The following is a 14,512-nucleotide window of genomic DNA, read 5'->3' on the forward strand; positions in this document are numbered from 1 at the left end:
TTTGCGCTGACAACCGGGAAAAGTAGCAATAATGTGTATTAGCTCAGACCTGATCTGACAGTTACCGGTTATTTATACAGGTGTCTGTCAGATTAAATCTGGTTCAGATTTTTTTCTGCCCAGACTCGTTTACCATCAAGTAACGTGGCCATTGGCGTACGCCCGCAGCACATTTTACCCTGATGAGTTCGCTCATTATTGTAATGCCACAACCAGTTGTCCAGATCCTTTTGTAGACTTTCTAGGTCCTCGTATAACGTCTTACGGAACGCAACCTGATAAAAATCCTGCAAAATAGTTTTATGGAAGCGCTCGCAGATACCGTTTGTCTGCGGAGACATCGCTTTCGTTTTCGTATGGTCTATATCGTTGATAGCCAAGTACAGCTGATAGTCATGTTGTTCCACTTTACCGCAGTACTCCGTCCCCCTGTCCGTCAGTATTCTTAGCATTGGCAGCCCCTGAGCTTCGTAGAACGGCAGCACGCGATCATTGAGCAGGTAGGCGGCAGAGATCGGTGCTTTACTCGTGTAAAGCTTGCAGTGCGCCACTTTCGAGTACGTATCCACGAACGTCTGCTGGTAGATACGGCCAACACCTTTCAGATTACCCACGTAGAAGGTGTCCTGCGACCCCAGATAACCCGGGTGAGCAGTCTCTATTTCACCACAGGCTTCGTCGTCGTGCGCCTTCTTCTCCAGTGCAGCGATTTGAGCATCAGTAAGTACGATGCCTTCTCTGGCAACTTTTTCCTCAAGTGCCTTCAGGCGCTTACGAAAGTTTTCCAGATCGTGTCGTTGCCAGATGGAGCGCACACCGCTGCCAGAAATGAAGACGCCTTTTTTACGCAGCTCATTACTGGTCCGGTGCTGGCCATGAGCCGGGAACTCAATGGCGTAATCAACAACCGCACGTTCAGTGGCTTCATCAGCACGGTTTTTCAGGTTGGGAACCCGGCGGTTTTGGTTAACCAGAGCGTCAATGCCGCCTTCTGCCGCCAGTTCCTGATAGCGATAAAACGTGTCGCGTGACACCCCCATGATTTTACAGGCTTTTGATACGTTACCGAGTTCTTCGGCGAGATTGAGCAGGCCGGCTTTGTGTTTGATGATGGGATTGTTAGTATGAAGCATGAGAGTTACCTCGTGTTTTGTATAAGGATTCGACACCCATATCAAAACCGGTAACTCTCAACCTTTCAAGGTCCAGTGTCAGATCAAGTCGCGACTAATACAAATAATGCTTTTTCAAATCACACTTTTCAGGCTTGTTTATTCCCTTACAAAGCATGCGTGCTATCCTCTAAATAACTGTTCCGAATAGTAGATCACCTGAAGGGAACTCAGTCCGAGTTGAGCGATCTGATCAATCGATAAAGATCCCAAATCATCAACCGGACTTAGCGATGTCGAGCATAGCACCGATACCCCGTAACGAACGACGCCTGATGAAGAAAACTCTCCATTGTAGTGGTCAACTAATATTGGCCACCGCATTAGACTGTATGTAGAACAGTCGCTCAGATTCGTTTGGAGTTAAGCCGCCGTTATACCAGTGAGGCCGGATAGCGCTGTAATACCCCGTGATGTAGCGGATAATCGCGTCCTGGGCTTCGCTGAAGCTGTTGTAACCCTTTGTCGGCACCCATTCTGTCTTCAGGCTGCGGAAGAACCGCTCCATTGGCGCATTATCCCAGCAGTTACCCCGCCGACTCATACTCTGCTTTATCCGGCAGCGCCACAGGGCTTGCCGGTATTGACGGCTGGTATAGTGGCTGCCCTGGTCGCTGTGGAACATGACTCCTGTTGGTTGTCCCCGGAGTTCCCAGGCCATCTGCAACGCTTTAACTGTCAGCGCCGAGTCCGGCGACGTCGACATGGCCCAGCCCACCGGTTTGCGGGCGAACAGGTCTAGCACCACCGCAAGGTAAGCCCAGCATTTGCCCGTCCAGATGTCATATCGTTATACACATCTTTCTAACGCACTGTTTAATCAATGAGTTACGGGTTTATCTCAGAGTGGCATTTTGAACCTCAAAAAGCCAATGGGATGGCTTGAATGCCTTAATTCACGGGGTTCTGAGCATCCTGTTCAAAAAATGGCCAAAAGATGTGTATAACGATATGGTCCAGATGTAGGTCACATCGCCGCACCAGACCTGATCCGGCGCGGTAACCGCGAACTGGCGGTTGAGATAGTTCGGTATTTCAACGTGTTCATTGCCGCCGCGTTTGTATTTGTGAGCCGGTCGCTGGCAGCTGGCGATACCCAGCTCCTTCATCAGCTTGCCAGCCAGCCAGCGCCCCATTTTGACACCAGAGCTGCCGGTGACGATGGTCGCGATACTTCGAGCGCCGGCAGAGCCGCCGCTGGCGTTCCAGGCTTCCATGACGCGACTACACTTAACCACGCGCTCACCGTCGGGTTCATTAGCGGAAGCCTGCCAGTGCCTGTAGCTGCTGCGATGTACCTCAAAAGTTTGGCACAACGCCGTGACCGGGTATCGCGCCCTCAGCCTGTCGACTACCGTGAACCGTTGAGTGAGTCCGACATTAAGAGCGCCGTAGCCTTTTTTAGGATTTCGTTCTCCATTTCAAGGCATTGGACTTTTTTCTTCATCTCACGCAGCTCGAGCTGTTCAGGGGTAAGAGGAAGTCCCGTTGGCGTTTTTCCCTGTCGTTCAAGGCGAAGCTTATTGACCCAGCGACTAATGGCAGAATGGCTGACATTAACCGCCTCTGCGGCCTTAACGTATGTGTAGCCGTGGTCGACAACCAGCTTTGCGGCTTCGAGCTTAAATTCCGCCGTAAAATGTTTACCCATGAGGTCACCTGTCGTGTTGATGAGGTGAGCATATCACCTCCGATCAGGTGGCCAGTATCAGTGTGCCACTACAGTTGCGGCCCAGGTTTTTATACCCACCGACTGGCACAGCAAGGTTTTCACTGTACAGGAGTAGATTTTTCACCGGCGTCCATTACTTATGCGCGCCAGCAAGCACAAGTAGGAGGGTTGAACATTGATTACCTACAGCAGGACGTGAGGGAGTATGCACCCACCGCCCGCTTCGATTTCATCATGATGACCTTTGGCGAACTGAATGTTTTCAACGCAGCCGACGCTCGCACGCTCGTTAGTCGCTGTGCACAGTGGCTGCGAGCCAGCGGGAAACTGCTTATCGAAGTGCATACCTTCGAGGAGGTAAAACGCCAGGGGCTGGCTCATATCGTTATACACATCTTTTGGCCATTTTTTGAACAGGATGCTCAGAACCCCGTGAATTAAGGCATTCAAGCCATCCCATTGGCTTTTTGAGGTTCAAAATGCCACTCTGAGATAAACCCGTAACTCATTGATTAAACAGTGCGTTAGAAAGATGTGTATAACGATATGGGGCTGGCTGCACCAACCTGGCAGCGATGCACGCAGGGGCTGTTTCTTGCTCGTCCTCATTTGTTGTTAACAGAGCACTAGTGGGATCAAGAGGCACAAACCAGCCCAACACATTTTTGGGTGATAGAAGAAAATGGCACAATAACGCGATTCGGCAGCCAGATGACAGCATGGCAAGACAAAGCGTATCGAAAATTACTGATAGAAAGTGGGTTTCACTCATCGCTACGGGTCGAACCCACCGATTGGCCAGCGAGTGACACCTTTGCAGGCAAATTATTTGTGCTGATAAATCAAATTATGTGAGCAGGACAAACACTGTACATACCGTTACACAGCAACGCTCATCATCGCCGATAAGGCTGGTATATAATGCAAAAAACGCAGGAACCGACACCCTGCAAAGATATAAAGCAACAAATTTTAAACAAATGAATATCATGTAATTATAAATTATATAATGAAAATCAAAAATACTTTCTGCCTACATATCCTGATGGCGATCCTGGCTATCCTGTTCCTCAGCGTTCCCCCGCTGGTGAGAACCGCTGATCCAGCGCTGACATTCCAACCGCTGATTAAATCAATGGAAGGAACGCCAAAGGAACGCAAGCAAAACATGGCGACTATTTCCCATGCTTTACAGGGCAATGCGATTTTCTTTATCGGTGCATCTGAAGTTTCTACTTCCGAAGATGAACATTACGCCGTTTATAATTACTTCAATAACCAGTTGCATCGTCCTTTAGTAGCTTACGGTGATAGTTACGTCGATAGCATCACGCATTTTTTACTGCTCTCGCGTTTTAAAAATGACATTAACGCCAATAGTAAAATTGTTCTGATGTTAGCACCAGATACTTTTTATTCTGAAGGCATTCCTCCGGCCATTTTTGCCAACAACTTCCCCTCATCAGTGTTTAATCCCTTGATGAAGGATATGTTGGCACGCCCTTTGCTGGTCAAATACTTACGCAATATTGATAAAGAAGATATCAGCCACTTAACCTTCAGCCAGATGGAAATCTATGGCTGGTACCCGGAAATTATCTGGCAGGAAGTGAGTTACCTCTTTGCTAATTTCTGCGAGATGGTAAAAAACGAGTGGCTGGCAATGCTGAACATTACCCCACAACCGGCAAAACCCTGGCCGGAACAACCCGTCAACCTCGTCAATCCGGATTGGGATATGGCGTTGGCCCACGCGCGCGAGCTCAACAAATCGCGCCAACAAAGCGCTGACACTATGTGGATGGATAAGTCGATTTTTGCCGACGATAACACGCCGGATGAGTGGGACAACGCGCCAGCAATCCCCTCGCAACTGGAAGCTTTGCGGGCGACGGTCAAACTGCTGAAAGCGCGCAACGCCCAGTTTGTGGTGGTGGTTGACCCGATTAACCCTTGGGCGATTAAAAACTCAGAGAAATTCCAGGTAGTCGATCAACAGATCCGAACGATGCTGGAGCAACATCGGGTTCCCTATTTTGATATGTATGCCCAGCCTTATCAGAACGGCTGGAACTGGGATCGTTTGCATCCCACTGAACTGGCTTGGGTTGCCATTGACCGCTTTATTGCTGAGAGTTTTAAACGATGAAAACAGCCATTCGCCTTTTTTTCCTTTATTTCTTTCTGGCGGTCACCATTGTCGCGTGGACCTCTGTTGATGACAGCATGGATTTGAAAGTGCATTTCGAATACCAAAAATTCTGAAGGGTAAATGATGTACAGCTCCGGAACGTTTTTTTTCCTTCTGTTTTCATCAGCTCTACTGTTTGCGCTGGTTAACCGCGTATTGCATTATCGGCTGACCTATTTGTCTGCTTTTTCTGTGCTGGCGGCATTTGGCTGGGCGTATATTTTCCAGGGGGATTATCTCATTCCCGTGGCGGTTTTTCTTGGGTTTTATCTCCTTGTCACATTAAAAGAAAAAGGCTGGTTAAAAACCTGGCAGGCCGTCAGTCTGACATTACTTCCTATGTTCCTGGTGAAATTAGATCTCAACAACCACTGGAACATGATTGGCTTGTCATTCATGACCTTCCGTGCCGTTGACGTGCTGCTTTATCGCAGCAAAAAAGATGGCCAACGTTTTCTGCATTATTTCTACTACTTGTTTATGCCGTTTATTATCCTGGCGGGCCCGATGTATCGCTGGCGCACATGGATTAATGACATTAATAAACAGGTCTTCACGCTTACCCGTGAACAGTTTTTACTGTCCATGGAACAAACTTTTACCGGTATTATCCAAAAATACCTATTAGCCACGCTCATTGATACTCTGGTCGTTCAGCCGTGGAGCCATCAGCCATTTACGTTGAGCGTTGGCGTGGTCATGTCTCTGGCTTACAGCGCCTATCTCTACTTTGACTTTGCTGGCTACAGTAATATGGCTATCGGGGCCGGACGTTTATTTGGCCTGAATATCCCGGCAAACTTCAATATGCCGTTTCTGGCAAAGAACCCACAAGATTTTTGGCGACGCTTTCACATCAGCCTGTCTGAATGGCTGAGGGATGTGGTCTTTATGCCGATTTATATGAATCTGATGAAGCTCAATTTTTTCCGTCAGAACAAAACGCTGGCGCAGAATATTGGTATTTTCTGCACCCTGTTTTGTATGGGGGCGTGGAACGGGCTGGAACGACACTATGTCATCAGCGGCGCACTGTTTGGCGCCATTTCTGTTGCTCACAATATGCTGCAATGGTCAGCGAAACGCAGCCCGGTACTGAGCAATTGGTTAGATCATCCGGTTAGTGAGTTTACGGGTCGAATTTTGACGCTAGCAAGCGCCGCGGCCTCCCTCTATATCTTTAGCGGCATGTCACCTCTATGAACCAACACAGCGAGCTTCTAGAACTGCAAGATTTTCTGCGTGCGGCATTACTCGACCCCGCGAACCCACAGCAACCGGCGATTAGCGGCAGTGATGAATCCCTGACCTGGCAACAGCTCTCTGTTGCTGTTACCGACTGGGCGAAACGCTATCACCATTGCCAGCAGTCCGCTGGCCCGCCGATAGTGATCTACGGACACCAGCAGGCAGAGTTTGCCGCCGCTATCTACAGTTGCCTGTTGCACAACATTCCGTATATTCCGGTGGACTGCATCTACCCGCAGGAACGGCTCAAAGAGATTTGCCAACTGGCAAGCGCCCCTTACTATTATGACGTGGCGACCCGACAATTTATTGCCACGGACGTGACCGAACAGGCACTCGTTGAGCAGGATCTCGCCTATATCATGTTCACCTCTGGCAGTACCGGAAAGCCCAAAGGTGTGCAAATCGGGCGTGAAAGCCTGTGGCATTTCATGAAGTGGGTGCGTCAGGATTTTGCGCTGCCGGAAGTGCCAGTGCTGATGAACCATGCGGTGTTCAGCTTCGATCTCTCTCTGATTCCACTGCTGGCAAATCTGGCAACCAGCGGGCATATCGTGCTGAATGCGAAAGAGGATATCGCCGCAGAAAACTGGCTTGACCGCCTGAAAAGCAACGGCGTTTCCGTGTGGGTCTCCACTCCCTCCTTTGCCTATCAACGGCTGCTTTCGCCGCAGTTTAGCAGTGACTATTTGCCCGATCTGAGTGTATTTGTGTTCATCGGAGAAGTGTTAAACAAAGCACTGGTAAAACAACTGCGCCGCCGCTTCCCGCACGCCAAAATCCTCAATTCTTATGGCCCAACGGAAGCCACCATCGCGACCACGGTTATCGAAATTACCGATGACATCCTGCACAGCGAGAACGATCTGCTGCCGATTGGCGTGATGATGCCGAATTCCAGAATGGAGATTACCTCTGATGGTGAGCTGATTATTTGGGGAAAAAACGTGATGCGTGGCTACCTCGGGCTGGCGAAAGAGAATGCCGAGAAATTGCTGCATCGGGAAAGCGAAATGTTCCGCGGCTACAGAACCGGTGACCTGGGCTACGAAAATGTGGATGGGCTGCTTTACTGCCAGGGCCGCAATGACAGCCAGATTAAACTCAATGGTTATCGCATTGAAATCAAAGAAATTGAAAATCGACTGCTGGCGATGTCCGATATCAGCGAAGCGGTGGTTCTGCCGCTGATGAAATCAGGCGGTGGCGTTTTGCGTATTGCCGCATTCTGCGTGACGCACTTAGCCCCGGAAGCGATTAAAACCTCGCTGTCGAAGGTGATCCCGCATTACATGGTGCCTTCTCAAATTATCATTAAAGACGCACTGCCGCTTAACCCTAACGGCAAAATTGATCGTAAGTTGCTGGACTCTCACGCCCGCACGAACTAATTACACCAGGAAAAAATGATGGAACAAGAAATTCTCGCTCTGTTTGAAAAGGTCTTATCCCGCAAAGTGAGCTTTAACGATGAGCTGATTGAGTCCGATATTCTCGACTCTATTCTGGCGGTAGACCTTGTGTTGGAAGTGCAGGACGTTTACGGCTGCATGATTCCTCCCACCGAAGTCGCTACCGTGCTGAAAACCCCGGCGGATTTAGCGCGTTACATTGAAGAGAATCGCGGCTAATTTCCTAACAGCGAAGATATTTATTGCTCACCGTTATCACCTCAGGTGGCATCACCTGAGGTGAGCGTTGAGCGAGAGAGAATCGCCTCCGCTACATTTGCAGGCGCTCAATCAATTGGCGCTGATAATCAGGCAGCTTGCGGCTGCTGGCGTTCTGAAATACAAGCGGCGTAAGATCATATCGTTATACACATCTTTTGGCCATTTTTGGAACAGGATGCTCAGAACCCCGTGAATTAAGGCATTCAAGCCATCCCATTGGCTTTTTGAGGTTCAAAATGCTACTCTGAGATAAACCCGTAACTCATTGATTAAACAGTGCGTTAGAAAGATGTGTATAACGATATGGCGTAAGATACGTCATACCCGCATGCAGGGCGCTTGCTTTCATGGGTAAAATGTAGTGGCACACTGATACTGGCCACTACAATCGCTTATTTTTCCGACTGTGGCTTCGCCTCCTCCCTGCTTGAACATGCCTCCCGGCTGACACAAGAAGAAGAAGCACTGCGCATACAACTCATGGCAGGAAATCGCCAGGCGCTCACACGACAGTGGCTGACACTAAATACCTTTGCCCAACGTATCGAAAACCTGCTCAGGGAAAATGTCACTGAAAAGATCAATGGTATTGATGCTGCATGCCGCTAAAAAGGTGGAGTGCATGGCAAGCGATAGTAGAACAAAGAAAGCAACGGCAGGAAGTGAGAGAGAACATGCCCCGCATAACGCGGGGCATTCAATCCAGAGGGGACTACAGCAGGATTCGCAGCATACGGCGCAGCGGTTCTGCCGCGCCCCACAACAGTTGATCACCCACTGTAAAGGCGGAGAGATACTGCGGCCCCATGTTCAGTTTACGCAGACGCCCCACTGGCGTGGAAAGCGTGCCGGTTACCGCAGCTGGCGTCAATTCACGCATGGAGATCTCGCGATCGTTTGGCACCACTTTCACCCAATCGTTATAGGTTGCCAGCAGTTGTTCGATTTCAGACACCGGAACATCTTTCTTCAGTTTCAGTGTGAACGCCTGGCTGTGGCAGCGCAGCGCCCCGATGCGGACGCACAAACCATCCACCGGGATTACGGACTGGGTGCCGAGAATTTTGTTGGTTTCTGCCTGACCTTTCCACTCTTCGCGGCTCTGGCCATTATCCAGCTGTTTGTCGATCCACGGGATCAAGCTGCCAGCCAACGGTACACCGAAATTGTCGGTCGGCAACGTGCCACTGCGCGTCAGCGCGGTGACTTTGCGTTCGATATCCAGAATGGCAGAGGCAGGGTCCTGCAACTCTTTCGCCACATCATTGTGCAGCAGACCCATTTGAACCAGCAATTCGCGCATATGGCGCGCACCGCCGCCAGATGCCGCCTGATAGGTCGCCACAGAGGCCCATTCCACCAGATCGTGCGCAAACAGGCCACCTAGCGACATCAGCATCAGGCTGACGGTACAGTTGCCGCCAACGAAAGTTTTAATGCCGTTGTCCAGGCCCTGTTTGATCACAGCATGGTTGACCGGATCGAGGATGATGATGGCGTCATCGCGCATACGCAGCGAGGAGGCCGCATCGATCCAATACCCCTGCCAGCCGCTTTCACGCAGCTTGGGGTAAACCTCATTGGTGTAATCACCGCCCTGGCAGGTGATGATGATATCCAGCGCGCTCAGTGCATCCCGATTGTAGGCGTCTTGCAACGTGCCCTGCTGTCCACCCAGTACCGGAGCAGCCTGAACGTGTTGTGACGTGGAAAAGAACACCGGACGAATCAGGTCAAAATCACACTCCTCCTGCATACGCTGCATCAGAACGGAACCCACCATACCGCGCCAGCCGATAAAACCAACATTTTTCATGGTAACAATCCTGCCTTGGGATGACACAAAGAATTTGGACTGCCACACAGGCAGTACTGACGGCCGACACACACTCTGTTACCCTGTTCTCGTCAGGTGAATGTCTTGCAGAACAATAGGTTTACCACACGCAAACGCGCGCAAACCGTGGCGGCAGGACTATCATGACGGCAGAGCGAGGGGTAATAAAAATCGGTTTATCACCAAACTCGGCAAATATTACATAAAGTGATGACTATCAACCTTACAAAATGTATCAGAAGTCGCAAGTGAATTTATTCGATGACACCGGCTTTTTCAGCAATGTGGCTAATGCGGTGCCATCATTAAAGGGATAACAGGAGTCCACCACCACCATGAGCGAAATGATCTCAGCAACCATTCTGTTGCTGTTAATTATGGATCCGTTGGGCAATTTGCCCATTTTTATGTCGGTACTAAAACATCTGGACCCGAAACGCCGACGGGTGGTGCTGATTCGTGAGATGGTGATCGCCCTTGGGCTGATGCTGATTTTTCTGTTTGCGGGCGAACGTATTCTGGCGTTTCTCAATCTGCGTACCGAAACCGTGTCGATTTCGGGCGGCATTGTGCTGTTTTTAATCGCTATCCGCATGATATTCCCATCGCAGGAAAGCAACAGCAGCGAGTTGCCCGCTGGGGAAGAACCCTTTCTGGTACCGATGGCAATCCCACTGGTCGCCGGACCGTCTATTCTGGCCGCGCTGATGCTGTTATCGCATCAATATCCGGATCAGTTGCCGCATTTAACGCTCGCACTCTGCATCGCCTGGGGGATTTCATTTATCATCCTGTTGATGTCCGATCTCTTTTTGCGCTTACTGGGTGAGAAAGGCGTTGCCGCGCTGGAGCGACTGATGGGGCTGATTCTGGTCATGCTTTCGACCCAGATGTTCCTCGATGGCATCCGTACTTACTTGATGAAATGAGACGGTTACTGACCGGTTTTCGCCCAGCGTGGGCATGAAAGGGATAATCACCGCTATGTTTTTGCTTACCAACGCTCGGCGCATCATCGCCGCCCTGCTGTTTTACAGCGGTACGACGATAGCCGCCTGCCAGAGTGCAGCGGTTTCGAGCCCTACGGGTTTGAGTCTGGTGCCGCTGCAACCGGGTGTGAATAATCTGGCGCTGGCACACTCGACCTCAGAGGATTTCGCGGTGCTTGCCACCTTCGAAAACAACACCTCACACCCTCACCGAGGCTTGAGCTTTTACATCAAAACCCCGGACGGTTATTCACTCGTCCCCATCCCCAACAGCGATGCGTTTATCTGGTTTGATTATCGTATTGCCGCATCGCGGCAGAAGATTTTCGATGTTCAACTGGTGCGCTATCCGCAAGGGGTGCGTTTAATCACCGCAGAGAAAGTGGGAGAGGATTTAACCGATGCGCAACCGGTTAAACTGCAACGTTACGTGTTGCAGGAAAGCCACGACGATCCCGGCGTGCCACTCTATATGTAGTGGCACACTGATACTGGCCACCTGAGCGGAGGTGATATGCTCACCTCATCAACACGACAGGTGACCTCATGGGTAAACATTTTACGGCGGAATTTAAGCTCGAAGCCGCAAAGCTGGTTGTCAACCACGGCTACACATACGTTAAGGCCGCAGAGGCGGTTAATGTCAGCCATTCTGCCATTAGTCGCTGGGTCAATAAGCTTCGCCTTGAACGACAGGGAAAAACGCCAACGGGACTTCCTCTTACCCCTGAACAGCTCGAGCTGCGTGAGATGAAGAAAAAAGTCCAATGCCTTGAAATGGAGAACGAAATCCTAAAAAAGGCTACGGCGCTCTTAATGTCGGACTCACTCAACGGTTCACGGTAGTCGACAGGCTGAGGGCGCGATACCCGGTCACGGCGTTGTGCCAAACTTTTGAGGTACATCGCAGCAGCTACAGGCACTGGCAGGCTTCCGCTAATGAACCCGACGGTGAGCGCGTGGTTAAGTGTAGCCGCGTCATGGAAGCCTGGAACGCCAGCGGCGGCTCTGCCGGCGCTCGAAGTATCGCGACCATCGTCACCGGCAGCTCTGGTGTCAAAATGGGGCGCTGGCTGGCTGGCAAGCTGATGAAGGAGCTGGGTATCGCCAGCTGCCAGCGACCGGCTCACAAATACAAACGCGGCGGCAATGAACACGTTGAAATACCGAACTATCTCAACCGCCAGTTCGCGGTTACCGCGCCGGATCAGGTCTGGTGCGGCGATGTGACCTACATCTGGACGGGCAAATGCTGGGCTTACCTTGCGGTGGTGCTAGATCTGTTCGCCCGCAAACCGGTGGGCTGGGCCATGTCGACGTCGCCGGACTCGGCGCTGACAGTTAAAGCGTTGCAGATGGCCTGGGAACTCCGGGGACAACCAACAGGAGTCATGTTCCACAGCGACCAGGGCAGCCACTATACCAGCCGTCAATACCGGCAAGCCCTGTGGCGCTGCCGGATAAAGCAGAGTATGAGTCGGCGGGGTAACTGCTGGGATAATGCGCCAATGGAGCGGTTCTTCCGCAGCCTGAAGACAGAATGGGTGCCGACAAAGGGTTACAACAGCTTCAGCGAAGCCCAGGACGCGATTATCCGCTACATCACGGGGTATTACAGCGCTATCCGGCCTCACTGGTATAACGGCGGCTTAACTCCAAACGAATCTGAGCGACTGTTCTACATACAGTCTAATGCGGTGGCCAATATTAGTTGACCACTACAATACCTGGCATGAAGAGAAAAGTGTCATCACCACGCAATCCTATGAAGATGTCGATGCAGTGTAGACCGACAGTGCAGCACTTTGCACGCTGCTTCCCGCAGAGGTTCCCTGAGAAAAGCAAAAAACGGTGCGTCACAGGTACGCACCGTTCTTGGTTACACCGGCGGCAGATCGAACAACAAGATTTCACTCTGTTGCGTGGCATGAATTGAGAGGGTTTCTTCATCCCATATCGCCAGCGCATCGCTTTCGCCTGCTGCCTGACCGTTGATTTCCACCTCTCCCCGTACCACCTGAATCCACACGCGACGGCCTGCCGGCACCTGATATACCGACTGCTCTTGGGCTTTCAGCGCCCAACGCGACAGCGTCATGTCCTGATATACCTTCAGCGAACCTTCACGTGCATACGGTGACAACACCAGTTGACGGCCCTGTGGTGCGTCAAAGCGTCGTTGTTCATAACGCGGCGTGATACCCGCTTTTTCCGGAATGATCCAAATCTGATACAAATGCAACAGCTCATCCTGACTGGCATTGTATTCCGAATGGCGAATCCCGGTGCCTGCACTCATGATCTGAAATTCACCCGCCGGAATCTGCTCCTTGTTTCCCATGCTGTCCTGATGTTCCACCGTACCGGACAGCACATAAGTCAGGATTTCCATGTCTTTGTGCGGGTGGGTGCCAAACCCTTGCCCACCTTCAATGCGGTCCTCGTTGATCACACGTAACGCAGATAACCCCATAAAGTTGGGATCGTAGTAGTCTGCAAAGGAGAAACTGTGCCAGCTATCCAGCCAACCGTGGTTCGCATGACCACGCGCCTCAGCCTGTCGTAAATAAATCATATCGCCTCCACAAATTTTGTCGTTATGTTAAGTCTACCGGGAGGTGGCGAATAAGAAAGCGTAAAAAACTCATCGCTCAGTTCAAAAAATTTAAAAGAGGCGGGGAGGATAAGCAAAAAAAAAGCCAGCACCCGAGCTGGCTAAATAAACACTGGAAGCAATGTGAGCAATGTCGTGCCTTCACAGCGAGGTCGTCAACGCATGAAAAGACATACGAGCGTCTCTCTGGAATGCATAACAATAATAATCATTATCATTCGCGTCTGTAAAGGATTATTTTTCCGTCGCCAGTGCGCGTGCTAATAACGTGATCGGGTGCTCACAAGGTTTACTGGTCGACATCTCTACCTGCCATTTGCAGGTTTCACAATCCGTGATCACCATATCCACTCCACTCTCCTCTATGTGGCGGAACAGCGGCGCGCCAATGCCCTGCGAGGTAGTGTCATTTTCCTTTTTAAAACCGTAAGTTATGGCGATACCGCAGCACTGGGATTCCAGCACCACCAGTTCCATCCCGGGAATACGGCGCAATAAATCCAGTGTGTAGGACGTCCACCCCATTTTCTCCATATGGCACGGCGTGTGATAAGCCACGCGTAGCGGCAGCGGATTCAGCGGCAGCGTTTTGCCTTGCTCTAACAGGCGATACAGCTCACGTGTTACCAGCGTAATGCTATCGCGTACCGCATGGTTATCGACCCCCAGCAAATGCGGGTATTCGTCACGCAGCGTTGCCGTACAGCTTGATGACGTCGCTACCACGGTAAGGTTTTTACCCTGAACCGCGCCTTCCAGATAGCCCACGTTTTGTTGCGCCTGCTTTCTGGCCTTGGTATGAAAACCGTTAGCAATCAGCGGTACACCGCAGCACTTCTCTTTTTCCAGCAGTTGCACGCCAATCCCCATCGCATTGAAGATGCGGATCAGGTCTTTGCCCAACTGCGGATGGTTGTAATTAACGTAGCAGCCGTGGAAGTATGCGATTTGCTCGCCAAACTGTTTTTGCGCTTCGGCTTGTTGACGATACCAGCGGCGGAAAGTGCCGAACGAGTATTTAGGTGTATTAGTCGCGACTTGATCTGACACTGGACCTTGAAAGGTTGAGAGTTACCGGTTTTGATATGGGTGTCGAATCCTTATACAAAACACGAG

General features: G+C 50.8%; 12 protein-coding genes and 5 pseudogenes. 10 read left to right on the forward strand and 7 right to left on the reverse strand.

Annotated features, from left to right (window positions below):
• Positions 1 to 92: 92 nt before the first annotated feature.
• The 3 genes and pseudogenes from ACWWJF_RS10430 to ACWWJF_RS10440 form a co-directional block, all read right to left on the reverse strand.
• Positions 93 to 1,133, reverse strand: coding sequence for an IS481 family transposase (locus tag ACWWJF_RS10430; RefSeq protein WP_455868694.1), 1,041 nt, complete (start codon positions 1,131 to 1,133; stop codon positions 93 to 95).
• A gap of 340 nt (positions 1,134 to 1,473) precedes the next feature.
• Positions 1,474 to 1,956 (reverse strand): annotated as a pseudogene (locus tag ACWWJF_RS10435) (IS3 family transposase); the annotation flags it as partial.
• A gap of 181 nt (positions 1,957 to 2,137) precedes the next feature.
• A pseudogene (locus ACWWJF_RS10440) lies at positions 2,138 to 2,823 on the reverse strand (transposase); the annotation flags it as partial.
• A gap of 75 nt (positions 2,824 to 2,898) precedes the next feature.
• Between ACWWJF_RS10440 and ACWWJF_RS10445 the strand changes: the two are divergent.
• The 6 genes and pseudogenes from ACWWJF_RS10445 to ACWWJF_RS10470 all read left to right on the forward strand — a co-directional run.
• Positions 2,899 to 3,222: pseudogene (locus ACWWJF_RS10445) on the forward strand (class I SAM-dependent methyltransferase); the annotation flags it as partial.
• Between the two features lie 183 nt (positions 3,223 to 3,405).
• Positions 3,406 to 3,684: pseudogene (locus ACWWJF_RS10450) on the forward strand (class I SAM-dependent methyltransferase); the annotation flags it as partial.
• 169 nt (positions 3,685 to 3,853) lie between these two features.
• Positions 3,854 to 4,993 (forward strand): D-alanyl-lipoteichoic acid biosynthesis protein DltD, encoded by a 1,140-nt coding sequence (locus ACWWJF_RS10455; RefSeq protein ID WP_455869395.1) that lies wholly within the window; start codon positions 3,854 to 3,856, stop codon positions 4,991 to 4,993.
• 126 nt (positions 4,994 to 5,119) lie between these two features.
• A complete protein-coding gene (locus ACWWJF_RS10460; protein WP_455869396.1) occupies positions 5,120 to 6,238 on the forward strand; it encodes a membrane-bound O-acyltransferase in 1,119 nt (372 codons plus the stop codon).
• Entirely contained in the window at positions 6,235 to 7,674 is a 1,440-nt protein-coding gene (locus ACWWJF_RS10465; RefSeq protein ID WP_455869397.1) for an AMP-binding protein, read from the forward strand. The genes ACWWJF_RS10460 and ACWWJF_RS10465 overlap by 4 nt, the downstream gene beginning before the upstream one ends.
• Positions 7,675 to 7,692: 18 nt before the next feature.
• On the forward strand, positions 7,693 to 7,914 hold the full coding sequence (locus ACWWJF_RS10470) for an acyl carrier protein (RefSeq protein WP_455871032.1): 222 nt from the start codon (positions 7,693 to 7,695) through the stop codon (positions 7,912 to 7,914).
• Positions 7,915 to 8,025: 111 nt separating this feature from the next.
• Here the strand turns inward: ACWWJF_RS10470 and ACWWJF_RS10475 are convergent, their stop codons facing one another.
• Positions 8,026 to 8,163: a hypothetical protein gene (locus tag ACWWJF_RS10475; RefSeq protein WP_455869398.1), complete on the reverse strand. Its 138-nt coding sequence runs from the start codon at positions 8,161 to 8,163 to the stop codon at positions 8,026 to 8,028.
• Between the two features lie 132 nt (positions 8,164 to 8,295).
• On the opposite strand from ACWWJF_RS10475, the gene ACWWJF_RS10480 reads away from it, so the two are divergent.
• Entirely contained in the window at positions 8,296 to 8,565 is a 270-nt protein-coding gene (locus ACWWJF_RS10480) for a hypothetical protein (RefSeq protein ID WP_455869399.1), read from the forward strand.
• Positions 8,566 to 8,668: 103 nt separating this feature from the next.
• Here the strand turns inward: ACWWJF_RS10480 and asd are convergent, their stop codons facing one another.
• The gene (gene asd / locus ACWWJF_RS10485) at positions 8,669 to 9,772 is read right to left on the reverse strand and encodes an aspartate-semialdehyde dehydrogenase (RefSeq protein ID WP_455869400.1); all 1,104 of its coding nucleotides are present in this window, start codon (positions 9,770 to 9,772) and stop codon (positions 8,669 to 8,671) included.
• A gap of 356 nt (positions 9,773 to 10,128) precedes the next feature.
• Here asd and ACWWJF_RS10490 point away from each other — a divergent pair, with 356 nt between their 5' ends.
• The 3 genes from ACWWJF_RS10490 (at position 10,129) to ACWWJF_RS10500 (ending at position 12,497) form a co-directional block, all read left to right on the forward strand.
• Positions 10,129 to 10,722 carry a YhgN family NAAT transporter gene (locus ACWWJF_RS10490; RefSeq protein ID WP_455869401.1) on the forward strand — a complete coding sequence of 198 codons (594 nt, stop codon included), beginning with the start codon at positions 10,129 to 10,131 and terminating at the stop codon, positions 10,720 to 10,722.
• Between the two features lie 55 nt (positions 10,723 to 10,777).
• Complete coding sequence (locus ACWWJF_RS10495; protein ID WP_455869402.1) at positions 10,778 to 11,260, forward strand: carbapenem self-resistance protein CarG family protein; 483 nt, start codon at positions 10,778 to 10,780, stop codon at positions 11,258 to 11,260.
• A 68-nt stretch (positions 11,261 to 11,328) separates the two neighbouring features.
• Positions 11,329 to 12,497, forward strand: a protein-coding gene (locus ACWWJF_RS10500) for an IS3 family transposase (RefSeq protein ID WP_455869403.1) whose coding sequence is annotated in 2 segments (ribosomal slippage) — positions 11,329 to 11,584 and positions 11,584 to 12,497 — 1,170 coding nt in all. Because the reading frame shifts where the segments join, the coding sequence is not laid out codon by codon here.
• Positions 12,498 to 12,661: 164 nt separating this feature from the next.
• On the opposite strand, the gene ACWWJF_RS10505 is transcribed toward ACWWJF_RS10500, so the two are convergent.
• Complete coding sequence (locus ACWWJF_RS10505; RefSeq protein ID WP_455869404.1) at positions 12,662 to 13,357, reverse strand: pirin family protein; 696 nt, start codon at positions 13,355 to 13,357, stop codon at positions 12,662 to 12,664.
• A 273-nt stretch (positions 13,358 to 13,630) separates the two neighbouring features.
• A pseudogene (gene glpC / locus ACWWJF_RS10510) lies at positions 13,631 to 14,419 on the reverse strand (anaerobic glycerol-3-phosphate dehydrogenase subunit GlpC); the annotation flags it as partial.
• Between the last annotated feature and the right edge of the window lie 93 nt (positions 14,420 to 14,512).

The organism is Symbiopectobacterium sp. Eva_TO (genome assembly GCF_053848865.1).

Bases quoted from the DNA above. Each gene is read 5' to 3' on its own strand.
- ACWWJF_RS10430 (WP_455868694.1), bottom strand. From the start codon at position 1,133: ATGCTTCATACTAACAATCCCATCATCAAACACAAAGCCGGCCTGCTC.
- ACWWJF_RS10455 (WP_455869395.1), top strand. From the start codon at position 3,854: ATGAAAATCAAAAATACTTTCTGCCTACATATCCTGATGGCGATCCTG.
- ACWWJF_RS10460 (WP_455869396.1), top strand. From the start codon at position 5,120: ATGTACAGCTCCGGAACGTTTTTTTTCCTTCTGTTTTCATCAGCTCTA.
- ACWWJF_RS10465 (WP_455869397.1), top strand. From the start codon at position 6,235: ATGAACCAACACAGCGAGCTTCTAGAACTGCAAGATTTTCTGCGTGCG.
- ACWWJF_RS10470 (WP_455871032.1), top strand. From the start codon at position 7,693: ATGGAACAAGAAATTCTCGCTCTGTTTGAAAAGGTCTTATCCCGCAAA.
- asd (WP_455869400.1), bottom strand. From the start codon at position 9,772: ATGAAAAATGTTGGTTTTATCGGCTGGCGCGGTATGGTGGGTTCCGTT.
- ACWWJF_RS10490 (WP_455869401.1), top strand. From the start codon at position 10,129: ATGAGCGAAATGATCTCAGCAACCATTCTGTTGCTGTTAATTATGGAT.
- ACWWJF_RS10495 (WP_455869402.1), top strand. From the start codon at position 10,778: ATGTTTTTGCTTACCAACGCTCGGCGCATCATCGCCGCCCTGCTGTTT.
- ACWWJF_RS10505 (WP_455869404.1), bottom strand. From the start codon at position 13,357: ATGATTTATTTACGACAGGCTGAGGCGCGTGGTCATGCGAACCACGGT.